This is a genomic window from Pseudomonas sp. BNK-7 (assembly GCF_048072025.1).
In the GTDB taxonomy this organism is placed as follows: domain Bacteria; phylum Pseudomonadota; class Gammaproteobacteria; order Pseudomonadales; family Pseudomonadaceae; genus Aquipseudomonas; species Aquipseudomonas danubii.
In genome coordinates, this window is the sequence record NZ_CP182252.1 from 3399915 (window position 1) to 3416715 (window position 16801).

The following is a 16801-nucleotide window of genomic DNA, read 5'->3' on the forward strand; positions in this document are numbered from 1 at the left end:
CCATGAATAACGTACTGACCCGGCAGAGCCAGTTGTTGAAGATTGTCGAACCTGTGTTGAACGACATGCCGGCCAGTGTCTTGAAGCATGCGCTGTTCGAGGCGTTCTGGAGCGAAGAGAGCGCCCTGGTGGACATCGAGCATGCCTTCGAGAAGCTCACCTCGCGCCGCCACGCGCCTGCCGTGCTGCGCAAGTTCTTTGCCAGCTGGTCGAAGACCAACAATTCCGCCACCAGCGTTTCCGGCCTGGCCAACCGCATCACCTTGCTGGCCCGTTCGGGGCAGGGCTCGGCAGCCGCCGACGGCCTCTATCGTGCCTGCGGCAGCCTGCAGCGCATCACCGATGAAGACCTGGGCGCTCTGGGCAACACCCTGCATTCAGACCTGTTCTACAACATGGCAACGCCCATCTGCGGCGACGATCAGTGGCTGCTCAAGGAAAACTGCCTGCCCTCGGCGCAAGGCTTCAAGGACTGGACCGACTTCCGCCGTCTGCGCGATCGCGATCTGCTCCAGGGCCTGCTGACCACCCTGATCCATGAGGTCTATACCCACGGTGAAGTGGAGTTCATCCACCCCCTGTACAAGCAATGGTTCGTGCGCGACATGGGCGTGCCGGCGGAAAAGGCCCGGACCACCGTGGCCTGGGTCACGGTGCACACCGGCGGCACCGAGAGCAACCACTTCGCCCATGCGGTGGCGGCGGTCGAGGAATTCGTCGATGCCATGCAGGTGCGTGTCGACCCCCAGGTGGCGCGGGAAATCTTCTGCGAATACCTGCAGCGCAAGGCCCGGGTGATGCGCGACTGCAGCCAGTTGTTGCGCTGATGGCGTGCGGCCCGGCCCTGGCAACGGGGCTTGTGGCTGGCCCAGGCTTGCCTATCCTGTGACTGATTCCTATCCCTTCGACCTCGCAGCCCGCCCCCAAGATGAATGACCTGAAACACAGCGCCTCCCTGGAGGCCATGCCGGCCACCGACACTTCGGTACGCCGCCGCTCCCTGGTGGCCGGTTGCAGTGCTCATGCGGTACACGACGGTCTCACCGATGTGATCTACGTGCTGCTGCCGATCTGGCAGGCGCAGTTCGCCCTGAGCTATGCCCAGATCGGCCTGTTGCGCGGGGCCTATTCCGGGATGATGGCCGGGTTCCAACTGCTGGCCAGCCGTGCTGCCAAGCGCTGGGGTCGCGAGCGCCTGCTGGTGGGCGGCACGGCGCTGGCCGGGCTGGCCTACCTGCTGGCGGGGCAGGCCGGGGGCTTGAGCGTGTTGCTCCTGGCCCTGCTGCTGGGCGGCCTGGGGGCCAGTACCCAGCATCCGCTGGCGTCTTCCTTGATCACCGACACCCACGAAGCCGGAGGCGGGGTCAAGGAGGCCCTGTCCCAGTACAACTTTGCCGGGGACATCGGCAAGACCCTGATCCCCGGCCTGGTGGGCCTGTTGCTGACGGTGATCAGCTGGCGCGCCAGTGTCACCCTGATCGGCCTCCTGGGGCTGGCCGCCGCGCTGTTGCTGTGGTGGCTGATTCCCTCCCGGGCCGTCACCGCGGCCATGAGCGAGAAGGCGCCCAAGGCGGTCAAGGGCCAAGGCTCGGCCAGCGGAATGCGTGCGTTGATCCTCACCGGCACCCTGGACAGTGCAGTGCGCATGGGCTTCTTGACCTTCCTGCCGTTTTTGCTCAAGGCCAAGGGCGCCGGCACCGCCGGCATCGGCCTGGCCCTGACCCTGTTGTTTGTCGGTGGCGCCTTCGGCAAGTTGCTGTGCGGTTACCTGGGGGCGCGCATCGGCATGATGAAGACGGTGTGGATCACCGAGTTCACCACCGCCAGCCTGATCGTGCTGGCGGTGTTTCTGCCCTACAACGGCCTGATGCTGATGTTGCCCCTGCTGGGCCTGGCGCTGAACGGCACCTCCTCGGTGCTGTACGGCGCGGTGCCGGACCTGGCGGGGGCCGGCAAACGCGAGCATGCGTTCTCGTTGTTCTATACCGGCACCATCGGTGGCGGGGCGCTGGCCCCGGTGCTGTTCGGCAGCCTGGGGGACGTTACCGGGATACCCCTGGCGGTGATGGCCCTGGCCGCCACGCTGCTGCTGACGCTGCCGCTGTCCTGGTACGTGCAGCGCGGCCTGGACGCCGATGCCCGGGCATTGTCCAGCCCTGGCTGATGCTTGCTGTCGACCCTTGAATCATCAGGCCCGGGGCTGTTCTGCCCGGGCCTGATGCGTTCTGCGCCCGGGCTCGCGGCAGGGGCCTCGCGGGCATCAGATATTTCTTACTTTTGCAGTATCAATCACGACGCAAACGGTATTGGCCGGACATTCTGACTGTCATCAGAATGTAAGAAGACCTGGCTGGAGCCCCCATCCAGGTTGGCTGCGCAAGGTGTTTCCGGTATTCGGGGCGCCTTGTTTCCAGATCGTTTTCGCAGGTAAGAACATGAATAACAGCGAAGCCACTGCAAGCCGATTTTCCTTGTCCAAGCGTGCCCTGGGCCTCAGTGCCCCCGGTACGTCCAGCATGCGCAGCAAAGCCAACGCCCTGAAGGAAAGCGGGGTCAAGGTGATCAACTTCGCCGCCGGCGAATTGTCCTTCGACGCCTGCCAGGACATGCGCACCGGGGCCATCGACGCCATCGAAAACGCGCGCAATCGCTACACCCCGCCCATTGGCCTGCCGGCCCTGCGGGAAAAGCTCGCCCAGCAGGTCAGCCAGCGCACCGGCGTGACTTTTGCGGCCAATGAGGTGGCCGTGACTGCCGGGGCCAAGCAGGCCCTGTACAACGCCTGCATGGTGCTGCTCAACCCCGGTGACGAGGTGATCGTGCCGACCCCGTACTGGGAAACCTTTCCCACCCAGATCCGCCTGGCGGGCGCCACGCCCGTGTTGGTCGAGACCCGGGGCGACGACTACCGGCTGACCCTTGAGGCGGTGCAGGGCGCGCTGAGCGAGCGCACCCGGATGATCGTCATCAACACCCCCAACAACCCCACGGGCACCGTCTATCAACGCCAGCAACTGCTGGCGATCGCTCAGTTGGCCTTCAACCAGGGGCTCTGGGTGATGTTCGACGAGTGCTATCGCGGCCTGGTGCGCGAGCCCCATGAGCATCACAACATCCTCTCGCTGTTCCCGGCGCTGAAGCCGCAAACCGTGCTGATCGACTCCTTTTCCAAGAGCCAGGCAGTGACCGGCTGGCGGATCGGCTACGCCTGCGCCCCGGCGCCGGTGATCGCGGCCATGCACAACCTCCAGGGCCACACCACCTCCAACCCCAGCAGCCTGTCCCAATACGCCGCGCTCAACACCCTGAACGCCGATTCATCGCAGTTCGCCGACCAGGTCAATCCGTTCCTGCAACGGCAGCTGCACGCTGCCCGCACCTACCTGGATCGCCTGGAAGGCATCCGCTACGCACCACCGGAAGGGGCCTTCTATCTCTACCTGGACGTCTCCTCCCGCCTGGGGGGCTACTACCGCGGCGAGCAGGTGCGGGATGTCGAGCACCTGGCCGACCTGCTGCTGACCGAGGCGCATATCGCCGTGGTCCCGGGCTCGGGGTGTGGCGACCCGCATTGCATCCGGATTTCCTACGCCGTCGAGTACCAGGAGTTGATCGAGGGGCTGGGCCGTTTCAACCAGTTCATGTCGGCCATCGTCATGGACTGAAGGCGCTTCAAGTCGCCCGCCGTTGCACCGTCATCACCGCTGTTCCCGCGCCCCCTGTGGTGGCCCGGGTGGCGTCGCTCGTCTTGCTGTCCGTGAAGTGAACAATAAATACAGGAGAGAAACATGGAGAGTTCCCGCAAAGCGTTCATCGGCTACGTGCACCAGGCCCTGGTGGATGTCGAAGACCGGAATCTGGTGGAGGCCCTGCTGACCGGCTTTGAAAACCATCCCGACAAGCTGGACGGCTACTGCCAGACCTATGAGCGCATGACATCCAGCCGCTGGTCCGAGGATTCGCTGTGCACCTTTTTCTGCGGCTGGCGCAGCCCTGATGGTGCGGCCCACGCGGTGTCCAGCATCATCGTGCGGCTGTTGCAGGAGTCCGCGGACCTGCCCGGCGACGACAACAAACTCAAGCTGCTGGAGGCCGCCCGGCATTGCGGCGAGATCATCGTCGAAGACGTCGGCCTAGGCGAAATGCACGGCCATCCCCACCATTCCAAGCTGTACCACCGCATGGCCTCGGCCATCTGCGGTTCCGACAACTGGCGCCTGCAGGACAAGTACCTGAACCCCATCACCAAGGAGTTCTCCACCTGGGTCGGGGAGAAGCGCCCCCTGGCGCCGAACCTGGTGGAAGCCCTGGAGATGATGGCCCTGACCGAGCTGTTCAACACCGGCGAATACAACCTGATGACGCCGCTGTGGAAGAACTGGCTGCGCGAGTCCTGCGGTTATCCGGCGGGGGAGGCCAACCGCATCGCCGGTTTCCTCAGCGTCCATTGCGGCGCCGTTGAGGCCCGGCATTTCCGCCACGCCACCGACGCCCTGAAACTCTACACCCAGGCCACCGGCCAGCAGATCAACTACCGGCGCATCGCCGCGCTGTCCGACGAGTACGTGGTGCGGGCCTGCGCGCACCTGGAAAAAATGGCCTCCGTGCTCAAGGCGTAGGGCCCCTGCAAACCATGCCGGGCGCGGCGACGGCCCGGCCTCCCATGACTGACTGTGCTGCATAGCAAAGACTGGAGAACCATGAACATGCGTCTTGAATCCGACTCGATGGGTTCCATTTCCGTACCGTCCAACAAGTACTGGGGCGCCCAGACCGAGCGCTCGATCCTCAACTTCCCCATCGGCCGTTCGCGCTTCCAGTGGGGCGCGCCGATGATCCGTGCCATGGGCATCCTGAAAAAGGCCGCGGCCCTGGCCAACCTCAAGCTTGGCGAACTGCCCGAGGCCATCGCGCTGCCCATCGTCAAGGCGGCGGACGAAGTCATCAGTGGGCAGTTGGATGATCACTTCCCGCTGGTGGTGTTCCAGACCGGCTCCGGCACCCAGTCCAACATGAACGCCAACGAAGTGATCGCCAACCGGGCCATCGAGATGCTCGGCGGCGAGCTGGGCAGCAAGAAGCCCATCCACCCCAACGATCACGTCAACCGTGGGCAATCGTCCAACGACACCTTTCCCACGGCCATGTACATGGTGGTGGTGACGGAAATCTTCGAGACCCTGCTGCCCGGGGTGGCAACCCTGCGAGACACCCTGTTCGAGAAATCCCAGCAGTATCGCGATGTGGTCAAGGTCGGCCGGACCCACCTGCAGGACGCCACCCCGATCACCCTCGGCCAGGAAATCGGCGGCTGGGTCGAACAGATCGACTACGCCCTGGGGGCCATCGAACTCAACCTTGGCGGCCTCTACGACCTGGCCATCGGCGGCACGGCGGTGGGCACCGGGCTCAACTCCCACCCGCAGTTCGGCGACGAGTGCGCGCTAATCATCGCCGAGCTCACCGGCTACCCGTTCAAGTCCTGCGCCAACAAGTTCTTCGCCCTGTCGGCCCATGACGCGCTGATCAACACCTCGGCGGCGATCCGTACCCTAGCCATGGCCCTGATGAAGATCGCCAACGACGTGCGCTGGCTGGCCAGCGGCCCGCGCTGCGGCATCGGCGAGATCGACATCCCCGAGAACGAGCCGGGCTCTTCGATCATGCCGGGCAAGGTCAACCCGACCCAGTGCGAGGCGCTGACCATGGTCTGTGCCCAGGTCTTCGGCAATGACGCCAGCGTGGCCTTCGCCGGCAGCCAGGGCAATTTCCAGCTCAACGTCTACAAGCCGGTGATGGTGCACAACGTGCTGGAAAGCATCACCTTGCTGGCCGAATCCTGCCGCGCCTTCAACGACCATTGCGCAGTGGGCATCGAGCCCAACCGAGCGCGGATCGAGGCCAACATCGAGAAGAACCTGATGTTGGTGACCGCCCTCAACCGGCACATCGGCTACGACAAGGCGGCCATCATCGCCAAGACCGCCCACCAGGAGGGCAAGTCCCTGCGGGAGGTGGCGCAACAGCTTGGCTACGTTTCGGCCGCGGATTTCGACCGCTATGTGGTGGCCCTGGACATGACCCATCCCTGAGCCCAGGCCCCGCAGCCAACCCGCTGTTCCTACTCACAAGAGGCGCGTGAATCCCATGCAGGACGCTGATATTCGCCGAACCAACCTCAGCCAGTTGCTGCGCCGCAAGCGCTGTCTGCGAGTCCTTGAAGCCCACAGCCCGATCTCGGCGCTGCTGGCCGAACAATCCAGGTTGGAGCGCGGGCCCGGGCCCAGCCTGAGTTACGACGCCATCTGGTCCAGTTCCCTGACCGACTCGACCCACAAGGGCCTGCCGGACATCGAGATCCTCTCGCCCAGCAACCGCCTGCACGGCATTCGCGAGATCTTCGATGTCTGTTCGCTGCCGATGATTTTCGACGGCGACACCGGGGGCAAGGCCGAGCACTTCGCCATCCACGTGAAGATGCTGGACCGGGCCGGGGTCTCGGCGGTGGTCATCGAGGACAAGTGCGGGCTGAAGAAGAACTCGCTGTTCGGCAACGCCGTGAGCCAGCTTCAGGACTCCATCGAGGAGTTCTGCGACAAGATCCGCGTCGGCTGCAGCAGTCGCAGCCACGAGGACCTGCTGATCATCGCCCGCTGTGAAAGCCTGATCCTCGACAAGGGCATGGACGACGCCATCGAGCGCTGCCTGGCCTATGTCGCCGCCGGCGCCGACGGGATCATGATCCACAGTCGGAAAAAGGACGGTCTGGAGATTCTCGAATTCGCCCGGCAGTTCCGTCGCCAATGCCCGCGGGTGCCGCTGATCTGCGTACCCACCAGCTATGCCCACTTGAGTTTCGACGAGCTGGAAGGAGCCGGCTTCAACGCGGTGATCTACGCCAACCACATGCTGCGCAGTGCCTACATGGCCATGCGTGATGTGGCGGTGGGCATTCTCGAACATGGCCGGACCCTGGAGGTGGAACCCCGTTGCCTGGGCATCGAGGAGATCCTAGATCTGGTGCCGGGCACCCGTTAACCGCGGGCGACAGCGGCGGTCCCGAGCATTCTTGGAAGATTCTGGTTTTATCCCCGTCGATTGCGCGACCGAGGATATGCAGGAATAAGAATTTTCTTACATACGTTGCCAGGACCGCTGCTTAGAATTGCCCCGTTCGCCCGGCCAGCCACCACAGGCACCATGCCCAGTGGTGGTTTCTGGTCAGGGCGGGCTGCAACATCGCAATACCTGCCTGCCCGGTCCGTGTTCTGCCTACTGCCCTTGGCTGGCCGGGTCGGCACTTCAGGTTCGATGCGTTTAACATCCCCCGCTAGCCGCTACTTCCCCCTCCAACCTAGAACCTCAATTCGGACCTCAAGCCGAGGGTCGCGTCAGGGTTGTGCCTGGGTGCCGGCCAGGCTCGGTGCTTCACTCCAGGCGCCCCCCAGGGCCCGGTACAGGTCGACCTCGGCCAGCAGTTGCGCCAGGTGGTCGTTGATCAGGCCCTGCTGGGCGCTGAACAGCGAGCGTTGGGCATCGAGGAACACCAGGTTGCTGTCCACGCCGATGCGATAGCGATGCTCGGCCAGTTTGTAGTAGTCCTGGCTGGCCTGCACCAGATTGCCCTGGGCCATCAATTGCTGCTGATAGGTCTGGCGAGCGGCCAGGCCGTCGGCCACTTCCTGGAAGGCGGTCTGAATCGACTTTTCATACTGGGCGACGCTGATGTCCTTCTGCAGCCGGGCGTAGTCCAGGCTGGCGCGCAGGCTGCCGGCATTGAAGATCGGCAGGTTGATCTGCGGTTGAAAGGTCCAGCCGCCGGCCCCTCCCTTGAACAGCCCGGAAAGCTCCTTGCTGGAGCTGCCGGCATTGGCAGTCAGGCTGACGCTGGGGAAGAACGCCGCTCTTGCCGCGCCGATGTTGGCGTTGGCGGCTTGCAGTTGGTACTCGGCCTGGAGAATGTCCGGGCGCCGCTGCAACAGGCTCGAAGGCAGGCCCGCGGGCACCTGGGCCAACATGCCTTCGGCCAGCCTGCGCTGGGGCAGGTCGGCGGGGAGGGGCGCCCCCACCAACAGGGTCAGGTTGTTCAGGTCCTGGGCCACCTGGCGCTGGTAGCGGGCCAGGTTGGCCCGGGCGCTGTCGACGCGGGTGCGGGCCTGGGCCACGTCCAGGGCCGAGATCTTCCCGGCATGGCCGTTGCGGGTGGTCAAACGCAGGCTCTGCTCATCCGCGGCCAGGGTCTTGCGGGTCAGCTCCAGCAGTTCCTGGTCGGCGCACCAGGTCAGGTAGGCACTGGCGACATTGGCCACCAGGCTCAACTGCGCGCTGCGCCGGGCTTGCTCGCTGGCCAGGTAGGTCATCAACGCCTGTTGGCTGAGGCTGCGGATGCGGCCGAAGAAATCCAGCTCGTAGGCGCTGATGCCCAGGTTCGCCCCATAGCTGGAATTGATCAGCGCCTTGCCGCCGGTCATCTGCTCGGGCAGCCGCTGGCGCTTGCCGTTGACACTGGCCGCCACCGCCGGCAGCAGGTCGGCGCGCTGGATGCGGTACTGGGCCTGATAGGCCGCGACGTTCAGCGCCGCCACCCGCAGGTCGCGGTTGTTGTCCAGGGCACTGTGGATCAACCGTTGCAGCAAGGGGTCCTGGAACAGGCCGGACCAGTCGGCTCCCGCGGTGCCGGCGGCCGAGGCGTAGGCCAGGCCTTGAGGGTAATGGGCAGCAACCGGCGGCGCTGGGCGCTGGTAGTCCGGGATCAGCGAGCAGCCGCCAAGGGCCAGGGCCAGGGCCGCCAGGATCGAAGGGGAGGTACGCATATCAGCCTCGTGACAAGGACCGCCTGAGGGTGGACGACAGGGGCGCAGCAACCGCGCCTCAGGCGCCGACCATCCACTTGGCCAGGCCGTGGCGGCCACTGACCCCGAGCTTGGCGGCGGCACGCTTGAGGTAGGTTTCGATGGAGCTGTTCTTGACGCTCAGGCGCTGGGCCATTTCCGGCACCGTGCCTCCGGTCAACAGCCCCAGGCAGACTTCTTTTTCCCGGGCCGAAAGGCTGATGTCCCCCAGGGACAGGCGCTCGTCGAACTCCCGTTGCAGGGGCGTCTGCTGACGCGCATCCACGGGGCGGCTGCTCCAGCTGCGCAGGTTCTTCAGGGCCTGTTGCCGGTGCAGTTGGGCATGGCGCTCCAACAGCGGCAGCAGGGTGGCCGACAGGCTCTTGAGAAAGGACAGTTCGGCCAGGGAAAAACCGCCCTGAGAGGGTTCGCGGTAGAGGGCGATGACACAGCGGCGGTTGGCTTTGCGCGAGACCAGATGGCATTGGTGCGGGGTGTGGCGCGATGTTCCGCCCTGGGCCTGGGCATTCATCTGAATCAGCAGCGAGTCGTCCATTTCCAGCATCTTGTGCAGCAGCGGATCATGGCGTCGCGGGGGCTCCGGCAGAGGCAGGTCCTCCTGCAGCCCGGCCCGCCCCAGCAAGGTGATTGCCAGGGAGCTGGCCTGGCGTTCGTCGAGGGTCCACTCACTGAGCAGCAGTTGGCTGACCGGCACCAGCTTGTCCACCAGTTGCAGCATGTCCCTGGCGAATCCGCAATGGCCGGTACTGGAGATCAACTGCCCCAGTTCGAAGTAGAAGGGTGGAGTTTCCATGTTGGCGATACTGCTGGTCAGACCCATATCCTTATCATCCTTGATCGAGACAAATCGCTGATCGAAACGCGGTCGCCACGGTGTCCCGCGGCACAGTGTTCATGCACCTGATTTGGTCGGAAAAATCTGATTTAAGCCTAAGAATTTACTTCGCGTCTGTAGGGGTAAACCGGGACAGGCAGGCCGCATCAGAGCGCTGCCGGGCAGTCCCCGTGGGTCGGCAACAGGCGCGCAATCCCCGCTGGCGTTCGTCCTCGCGGTTGTGCAAGGCGCTGTCGGCACAGGCTCATCAGGCCTTGACGGCAAGGCAGGCGAGGCCAGGAGCCTCATGTACGGGTGGTCAATGTCCTACAGCTATTTCAGCCGATCCGCAGCAGCGTCCCGGCGCTGACGGTGCCTGCGCGGGGGCTTGCCTGGCGGCCTGCCAGAGCCGTTCTCAAGGCCTTGAGCCTGCTCCGACAGGGCTCGGGAATGTCCGGGTTTCGGGTGACATACAGGGTGTGGGGCCGATGCTTAAATCCGCGGACGCTGGTGCCCGGGCCCATCACATGAGAAGGATCTTATGACGCGTTTTTCTGCCTTTGCCGTGGCCGATCTGGTCGCGCCAATCACCCTTGTCATCCACGGTGCGCTGCCTGCTGGACGTTCAGCACCGGTGATGGCATGAGCGCCGGGGCGGAGCTGGCCCAAGGCTTGCCGCTGACCACCGGGCAACGGGATATCTGGCTCGATCAACTGAGCCGCGGTGACTCGCCGCTGTACAACATCGGCGGCTATGCCGACCTCAAGGGACCGCTCCAGCCCGAGCTGATGCAGCGCACGGTGGAGGCGCTGGTGCGCAAGCATGATGTGCTGCGCACGGTGCTGTCCCTGGAGGGCAGCAGCGATGGCCTGCCGTTGCAGTACTTCGACCGCGACTGGCCGGTGCAGTTGGCATTTCACGACCTGTCCGCCGAGGCCGACCCGCTGGCCGCTGCCCTGGCGCGGATTCACTGGCAGATGCAGCAGCCGTTCAAACTCAGTGGCGAACGCCTGTGCCGCTTCTCGCTGTTTCGCCTGAGCCCCGAGCATCACCTGATGCAAGCCGAGGCCCATCACCTGATCCTCGACGGTTGGGGCTTTGCCCAGTTGTCCCAGTCCTTGGGTAGCCTCTACAGCGCTCTGGTGCGGGGCGAGCAGCCCGGCCCTGGCGCACCGTCCTTTGTCGATTTCATCGAGGACGACGCGCGCTACCAGCAGTCCAGCCGTTATGCCCGCGACCGGGACTACTGGCTGGCCAAGTACCAGAGTCTGCCGGAGCCGCTGCTGCGCCCGCGCCATCGTCCGGGCCAGGAAGCCGGGACGCCCGGGACGACCCTGGTGCAGGCCTTTCCCGCAGCCCTGCATGAGCGGATGAAAGCCCTGGGCACAAGCACCGGGGCTTCGGCCTTCCACGTGCTGCTGGCGGCCTTGTATGTGTATTTCGCCCGCACCGGCCAGCGCGACCACTGGGTCCTGGGCATGCCGGTGCTGAACCGGCCCAACGCCGCCTTCAAGGTGACCCTGGGCTGTTTCACCCAAGTCAGTGCGGTGCACATGGACTTCGGCCGCGAGCTGAGTTTCGAGGCGCTGGTGGCGGCGGTGCGGGACGTGCTCAAGCAGGATTATCGTCATCAGCGCTTTCCCCTGAGCGAGCTCAATCGCGCCCTCGGCCTGCTGCGTGAAGACCGCGGGCAATTGTTCGAACTGACCCTGTCCTATGAACTGGAGGATCTGCAATACCGCTACGGCGATGCCGTGGCCTCGTCGGTGAAAGTTTCCAATCGCCACGAGCCGACGCCCCTGGCCATCCACCTGCGCAGCAACCGTTTCGACGACAACGCCTGGATGCATTACGTCTACGACACGGGGTATTTCCAGCCCCATGAGATCGAGGCCCTGGCCGCTTGCCTGATCCATGTGCTGGAGCAGGGGTTGGCGAACGTGGCCTTGCCGGTGCAGCAGTTTTCGCTGCTCAGCGCAGAGCAGAACGCGCGTTTGCAAGGGTGGAACGCCACCCGCCAGCCGCTGGCTGCCGAGCAGCGCATCCACAAGCGGGTCGAGGCCTGGGCCCAGCGCACTCCGAGCGCCGTGGCCCTGGTTGCCCAGGGCCAGCAGCTGAGTTACGACCAGCTCAACCGCCGGGCCAATGCCCTGGCCCTGCACCTGCAAGGGCTTGGGGTCGGTCCCGATCAGCGGGTGGCGATCCTGGCCCGACGCAGCCTGGAGACCCTGGTCGGCCTGTTGGCGATCCTCAAGGCCGGTGCTTGTTACGTGCCGCTGGACCCGGCGTATCCCCCTGAGCGACTGGCCTACCTGCTGGAGGACTGCGAGCCGGTGGCGCTGCTGACCCAGGCCGGTTTGCGCGAGCGCCTGCCGAGCCTGGCAGTGCCGCTGATCGAGCTGGACGATCAGCAATGGCAGTCAGGCTCGGCGCCCGGTCCCCAGGTGCCCGGGCTGACGGCGCAGCACCTGGCCTACGTGATCTACACCTCCGGCTCCAGCGGTTTGCCCAAGGGCGTGATGGTGGAACACCAGAGCCTGTCCGCCCTGGTGGACTGGCATTGCCGGGCCTTCGAGCTGCAGGCCGGCAGCCACACCTCCTGCCTGGCCGGCTTCGGTTTCGATGCCATGGCCTGGGAAGTCTGGCCGGCCCTGTGCGCCGGGGCGACCCTGCACCTGGCCCCGGCCAGTGACGGCCCCGAAGACCTCAATGGGTTGCTTGCCTGGTGGCGGGCCCAGCCGCTGCAGGTGAGCTTCCTGCCCACGCCGGTGGCCGAGTACGCCTTGAGCCAGCGGCTCGGTCATCCGACCCTGCGCACCCTGTTGATCGGTGGCGATCGCCTGCGCCAGTTACCCGAGCCACAGCGCTTTGCCCTGATCAACAACTACGGCCCTACCGAAGCCACGGTGGTGGCCACCTCCGGGAGCATCGAGGCCGGGCAGCCGCTGCATATCGGCCGGCCCATCGCCAATACCCGGGTCTATCTGCTGGATGAGCGCCAACGCCCGCTGCCCATCGGCATTGCCGGCGAACTCTATATCGGTGGCCACGGGGTGGCCCGGGGCTACCTCAATCGCGACGAGCTGACGGCCGAGCGTTTCCTCGACGATCCCTTTAGCGACCGGCCCGGTGCGCGCATGTACCGCACCGGCGATCTGGCTCGCTGGCTGGAGGACGGCCGCCTGGAGTACCTGGGGCGCAATGACGATCAGGTGAAGATCCGTGGCCAGCGCGTCGAGCTGGGAGAAATCGAAACCCGCCTGGGCGCCCATCCCGCGCTGCAGGAGGTGCTGGTCCAGGCCCGGGACGGCCAGTTGGTGGCCTGGTTCACCGCCCGCGAGGCCGTGCCGATCAGTGACCTGCGGGACTTCCTGCGCCGGCAGTTGCCCGACGCCCTGGTGCCCGTGGCCTATGTACGGCTCGAGGCATTGCCCCTCACCGCCAACGGCAAGCTGGACCGCCAGGCCTTGCCCGCACCCGGGCCCGAGGCCCTGGTCAGCCGCGAGTACCAGGCCCCCCAGGGCCCGTTGGAAACCACCCTGGCCCAGCTCTGGGCCCAGGTGCTGCAGGTGCAACAGGTGGGTCGCCATGACCATTTCTTTGAACTGGGCGGCCATTCGTTGCTGGCCCTGGAACTGATCCAGCGCATGCAGGAGCAGGGGCTGCATGCCGATGTGCGGGTGCTGTTCGGCCAGCCGACCCTGGCCAGCCTGGCCGCGGCGGTGGAGGGCCGGCAGGACGTGGAAATCCCGGCCAATGGCATACCTGCCGATTGCCGGCACATCACCCCGCAGATGCTGACCCTGGTGGACCTGGACCAGGCAAGCATCGACCGGGTGCTGGCCCAGGTTCCCGGTGGTGTGAGCAACGTGCAGGACATCTATCCCCTGGCGCCGCTGCAGGAGGGCTTGCTCTACCACCACATGACCTTTGCCGCGCATGACCCGTACCAGCAGCACGCGCTGCTGGCCTTTTCCCGTCGCGAGGACCTGGACGCCTTCGCCCAGGCCTTGCAGGCGGTGATCGAGCGCCACGACATTCTGCGCACCAGCCTGGTCTGGGACGCGGCAGAGCAGCCTCTGCAGGTGGTCTGGCGCCAGGCCCGGTTGCCGGTGGAGCAGTGGCAGCCGGCGGCCGAGGGCGGCTCGCTGGCGGAGCAGTTGCGCGAGCATTACCACCCGCGGCACAACCCGCTGGATATCCGCCAGGCACCGCTGCTGGCCCTGGCCTGGGCCGAGGACCGGCCGAACCAGCGCTGGCTCGCGCTGCTGCGCTTTCATCATCTGGTCAACGATGCCACGTCCACGGCCCTGCTGATGGCGGAAATCGCCGACCACATGAACGGCCGGCAACAGCCGCTGGCGCCGGCCTTCGCCTACCGTGACTACGTGGCCCGCACGCGGATGGGACAGGCCTCTCATGCTGCGTTCTTCCGTGAATACCTGGCCCAGGTGGACCAGCCGACCCTGGCCTTCGAGTGGCAGGAGCGTGCGGGCGAGCCGCTGGATCAGCAACATGCCAGTGCTCTGCTGGATCACGACTTGAGCCTGCGCCTGCGTCATCAGGTGCGGCAGTTCGGGGTCAGTGCCGCCAGCCTGTTCCACCTGGCCTGGGGCCTGGTGCTGGGGCGCTCCAGCGGCCGCGAGGACCTGCTGTTCGGCACGGTACTGCTGGGTCGCTTGCAGGCCGGTGCGGGAGCGGACCGGGCCCTGGGCATGTTCATCAACACCTTGCCGCTGCGTCTGGAACTGGCGGGGCTGACGGTGGCGGCCGGGTTGCGCCAGACCCAGGAACGCCTCAGCGCGCTGCTGGCCCATGAGCAGGGGCCCCTGTCCCTGGCTCAGCGTTGCAGCGGCGTGGCGGCGCCGACGCCACTGTTCAATGCCTTGCTCAACTACCGGCACAACGTCGCCGCCGACGCCCAGGCCCTGTTGCAAGGGGTGCCGGGGGCGCAATGGCTGAGCAGCGAAGAAGTGCTCAGCTACCCCTTGATGCTGGCGGTGGACGACCTGCAACCGGGCTTTCGCCTGGGAGTCCGGGCGCCCAGGCGGATCGGCGCGCAGCGTCTGCTGGACTACCTGAGCTGCGCCCTGGAGGGGCTGGTCCAGGCCTTGGAACAGGCACCGCAGACCCTGCTGCAGAGCCTGTCCATCCTGCCGGCGGCGGAGTATCGGCAGCAGATGCTGGCGTTCAACGCCACCGCGTCCGACTACCCCAGCGAGCTGACCCTGCACGGGCTGTTCGAAGCCCAGGTCCGCCGCACGCCCCAGGCGATTGCCCTGCAGGCCGGCGAGCAATGCCTGAGCTACGCCCAGCTCAACCAGCGGGCCAATCAGCTGGCCCATCACTTGCGCGAGCAAGGGGTGGGGCCGGACGTGCGGGTCGGGCTGTGCGTGGAGCGCGGCCTGGAAATGCTCATCGGCCTGCTGGGCATCCTCAAGGCCGGTGGCGCCTATGTGCCCCTGGACCCGGAGTACCCGCCGGAGCGGTTGAGCTTCCTGATCAATGACAGCCAGCCACTGGCGGTGCTGGTGCACCAGCCCACCCGGGCGCTGCTGCAGGCCCAGGCCGTGCCGCTGATCGATTTCGACCGCGACCACTGGCAGCACCCGGGCCAGGATGACCCTGTGGTGCCGGGGCTCGGGGTCAGGCACCTGGCCTATGTGATCTACACCTCGGGCTCCACCGGCAACCCCAAGGGGGTGATGGTGGAGCACCGTGGCCTGGGCAACCTGATGCACTGGAGTTCGCGACTGTGTGGGCCATGTCCGGGCGGCACCTTGCTGCAAAAGGCCCCGTTCAGTTTCGACGGCTCGGTGTGGGAGCTGTTCTGGCCCCTGGTCAGCGGCATGCGCCTGCTGCTGGCGCGGCCCGACGGCCAGCGTGATCCGGGCTACCTGGCGCAGTTGGTGCAAGCGCAGCAGGTGACCATGATCAAGTTCGTGCCGGCGATGCTCCTGCAGTTCCTGCAACTGGAGGAGAGCGGACAGTGCCACAGCCTGACCGACGTTTTCTGCGGTGGTGGCGAGCTCACCGAGGCCATCGCCCGGCTGTTCCAGCGGCGCCTGCCCAAGGCCCGGTTGCATAACGTCTACGGCCCCACCGAGGCCACGGTGGACAGCAGTGCCTGGACCCTGGAACCCGGGGCCCCTGTACCGCCGGTGCAGTTGCCCATCGGCCGGGCCATTACCAATACCCGGCTGTATGTGCTCGATGCCCATGACCAGCCGGTGCCCCTGGGGGTCAGCGGCCAGTTGCATATTGGCGGCGTCGGCGTGGCCCGGGGCTACCTGGGCTTGCCGCAGTTGCAGGCCGAGCGCTTTATCGACAGCCCCTTCGTGGCCGGTGACCGCCTGTACCGCAGCGGCGATCTGGTGCGCTACAACGCCGACGGCGACCTGGAGTTCCTCGGCCGCAACGACTTCCAGGTCAAGCTGCGCGGGTTGCGCCTGGAGCTGGGGGAGATCGAGGCACGGCTGGCGCAACACCCGGCCCTGCGCGAGGTGGCGGTGCTGATGCGCGATGAGCGCCTGGTGGCCTATTTCAGCCTGCACCCGGACCAGGCGCCGCCGGGTATCGAGGCACTGCGGGCCCATGTCCTGGAGCAGTTGCCGGAGTACATGGTGCCGGCCGCCTATGTGCGGCTGGCATCGCTGCCCCTGAGCGCCAACGGCAAGCTGGACCGCAAGGCGTTGCCGGAACCCGGGGTGGACGCAGTGCTGAGCCGCGAGTTCGAGGCGCCCCAGGGCGAGCTGGAAACGACCCTGGCGCGGCTCTGGGCCGAGGTGCTGCAGGTCGAGCGGGTGGGGCGCCATGACCATTTCTTCGAACTGGGCGGGCACTCCCTGCTTGCGGTCAGCCTGGTGGCGCGCATGCGCCAGGAGGGCCTGCATGCCGATGCCCGGCTGCTGTTCAGCCAGCCGACCCTGGCGGCCCTGGCGGCCCATACCCAGTGCCAGTTGCAGCGCCTGGAGATTCCCGCCACCACCATTCCCCAGCTCAAGCGCCAGCGGCGCCTCTGAGCCCATCTTCGGCCTTGCAGGGGCGCCACAGGACGGAGGCCGGGACAGCGCCGGGGGCATGTCCTGGCTTCCCATGTCAGACACTCAAGGACGGATGTTTTAGCGTTTCCAG

General features: G+C 66.0%; 9 protein-coding genes. 7 read left to right on the plus strand and 2 right to left on the minus strand.

Annotation, left to right across the window (positions count from 1 at the left end; genetic code table 11):
* The first annotated feature begins 2 nt into the window (after positions 1 to 2).
* From ACMGF8_RS15975 to aepX, 6 genes are all read left to right on the plus strand, one after another.
* Positions 3 to 827: a hypothetical protein gene (locus ACMGF8_RS15975; RefSeq protein WP_102863604.1), complete on the plus strand. Its 825-nt coding sequence runs from the start codon at positions 3 to 5 to the stop codon at positions 825 to 827.
* Positions 828 to 928: 101 nt separating this feature from the next.
* On the plus strand, positions 929 to 2164 hold the full coding sequence (locus ACMGF8_RS15980) for an MFS transporter (protein ID WP_102882424.1): 1236 nt from the start codon (positions 929 to 931) through the stop codon (positions 2162 to 2164).
* 271 nt (positions 2165 to 2435) lie between these two features.
* A complete protein-coding gene (locus ACMGF8_RS15985; protein WP_102863602.1) occupies positions 2436 to 3665 on the plus strand; it encodes a pyridoxal phosphate-dependent aminotransferase in 1230 nt (409 codons plus the stop codon).
* 123 nt (positions 3666 to 3788) lie between these two features.
* Positions 3789 to 4619, plus strand: coding sequence for a hypothetical protein (locus ACMGF8_RS15990; protein ID WP_102863601.1), 831 nt, complete (start codon positions 3789 to 3791; stop codon positions 4617 to 4619).
* Between the two features lie 87 nt (positions 4620 to 4706).
* Positions 4707 to 6092: a class II fumarate hydratase gene (gene fumC / locus ACMGF8_RS15995; protein ID WP_416760315.1), complete on the plus strand. Its 1386-nt coding sequence runs from the start codon at positions 4707 to 4709 to the stop codon at positions 6090 to 6092.
* 55 nt (positions 6093 to 6147) lie between these two features.
* Positions 6148 to 7038 (plus strand): phosphoenolpyruvate mutase, encoded by an 891-nt coding sequence (gene aepX / locus ACMGF8_RS16000; RefSeq protein WP_115582002.1) that lies wholly within the window; start codon positions 6148 to 6150, stop codon positions 7036 to 7038.
* 353 nt (positions 7039 to 7391) lie between these two features.
* Here the strand turns inward: aepX and ACMGF8_RS16005 are convergent, their stop codons facing one another.
* On the minus strand, positions 7392 to 8813 hold the full coding sequence (locus ACMGF8_RS16005) for an efflux transporter outer membrane subunit (RefSeq protein ID WP_416760250.1): 1422 nt from the start codon (positions 8811 to 8813) through the stop codon (positions 7392 to 7394).
* 58 nt (positions 8814 to 8871) lie between these two features.
* Entirely contained in the window at positions 8872 to 9672 is an 801-nt protein-coding gene (locus tag ACMGF8_RS16010; protein ID WP_207167360.1) for a helix-turn-helix transcriptional regulator, read from the minus strand.
* 636 nt (positions 9673 to 10308) lie between these two features.
* Here ACMGF8_RS16010 and ACMGF8_RS16015 point away from each other — a divergent pair.
* Positions 10309 to 16689 (plus strand): amino acid adenylation domain-containing protein, encoded by a 6381-nt coding sequence (locus ACMGF8_RS16015; protein ID WP_416760252.1) that lies wholly within the window; start codon positions 10309 to 10311, stop codon positions 16687 to 16689.
* Positions 16690 to 16801: the final 112 nt, after the last annotated feature.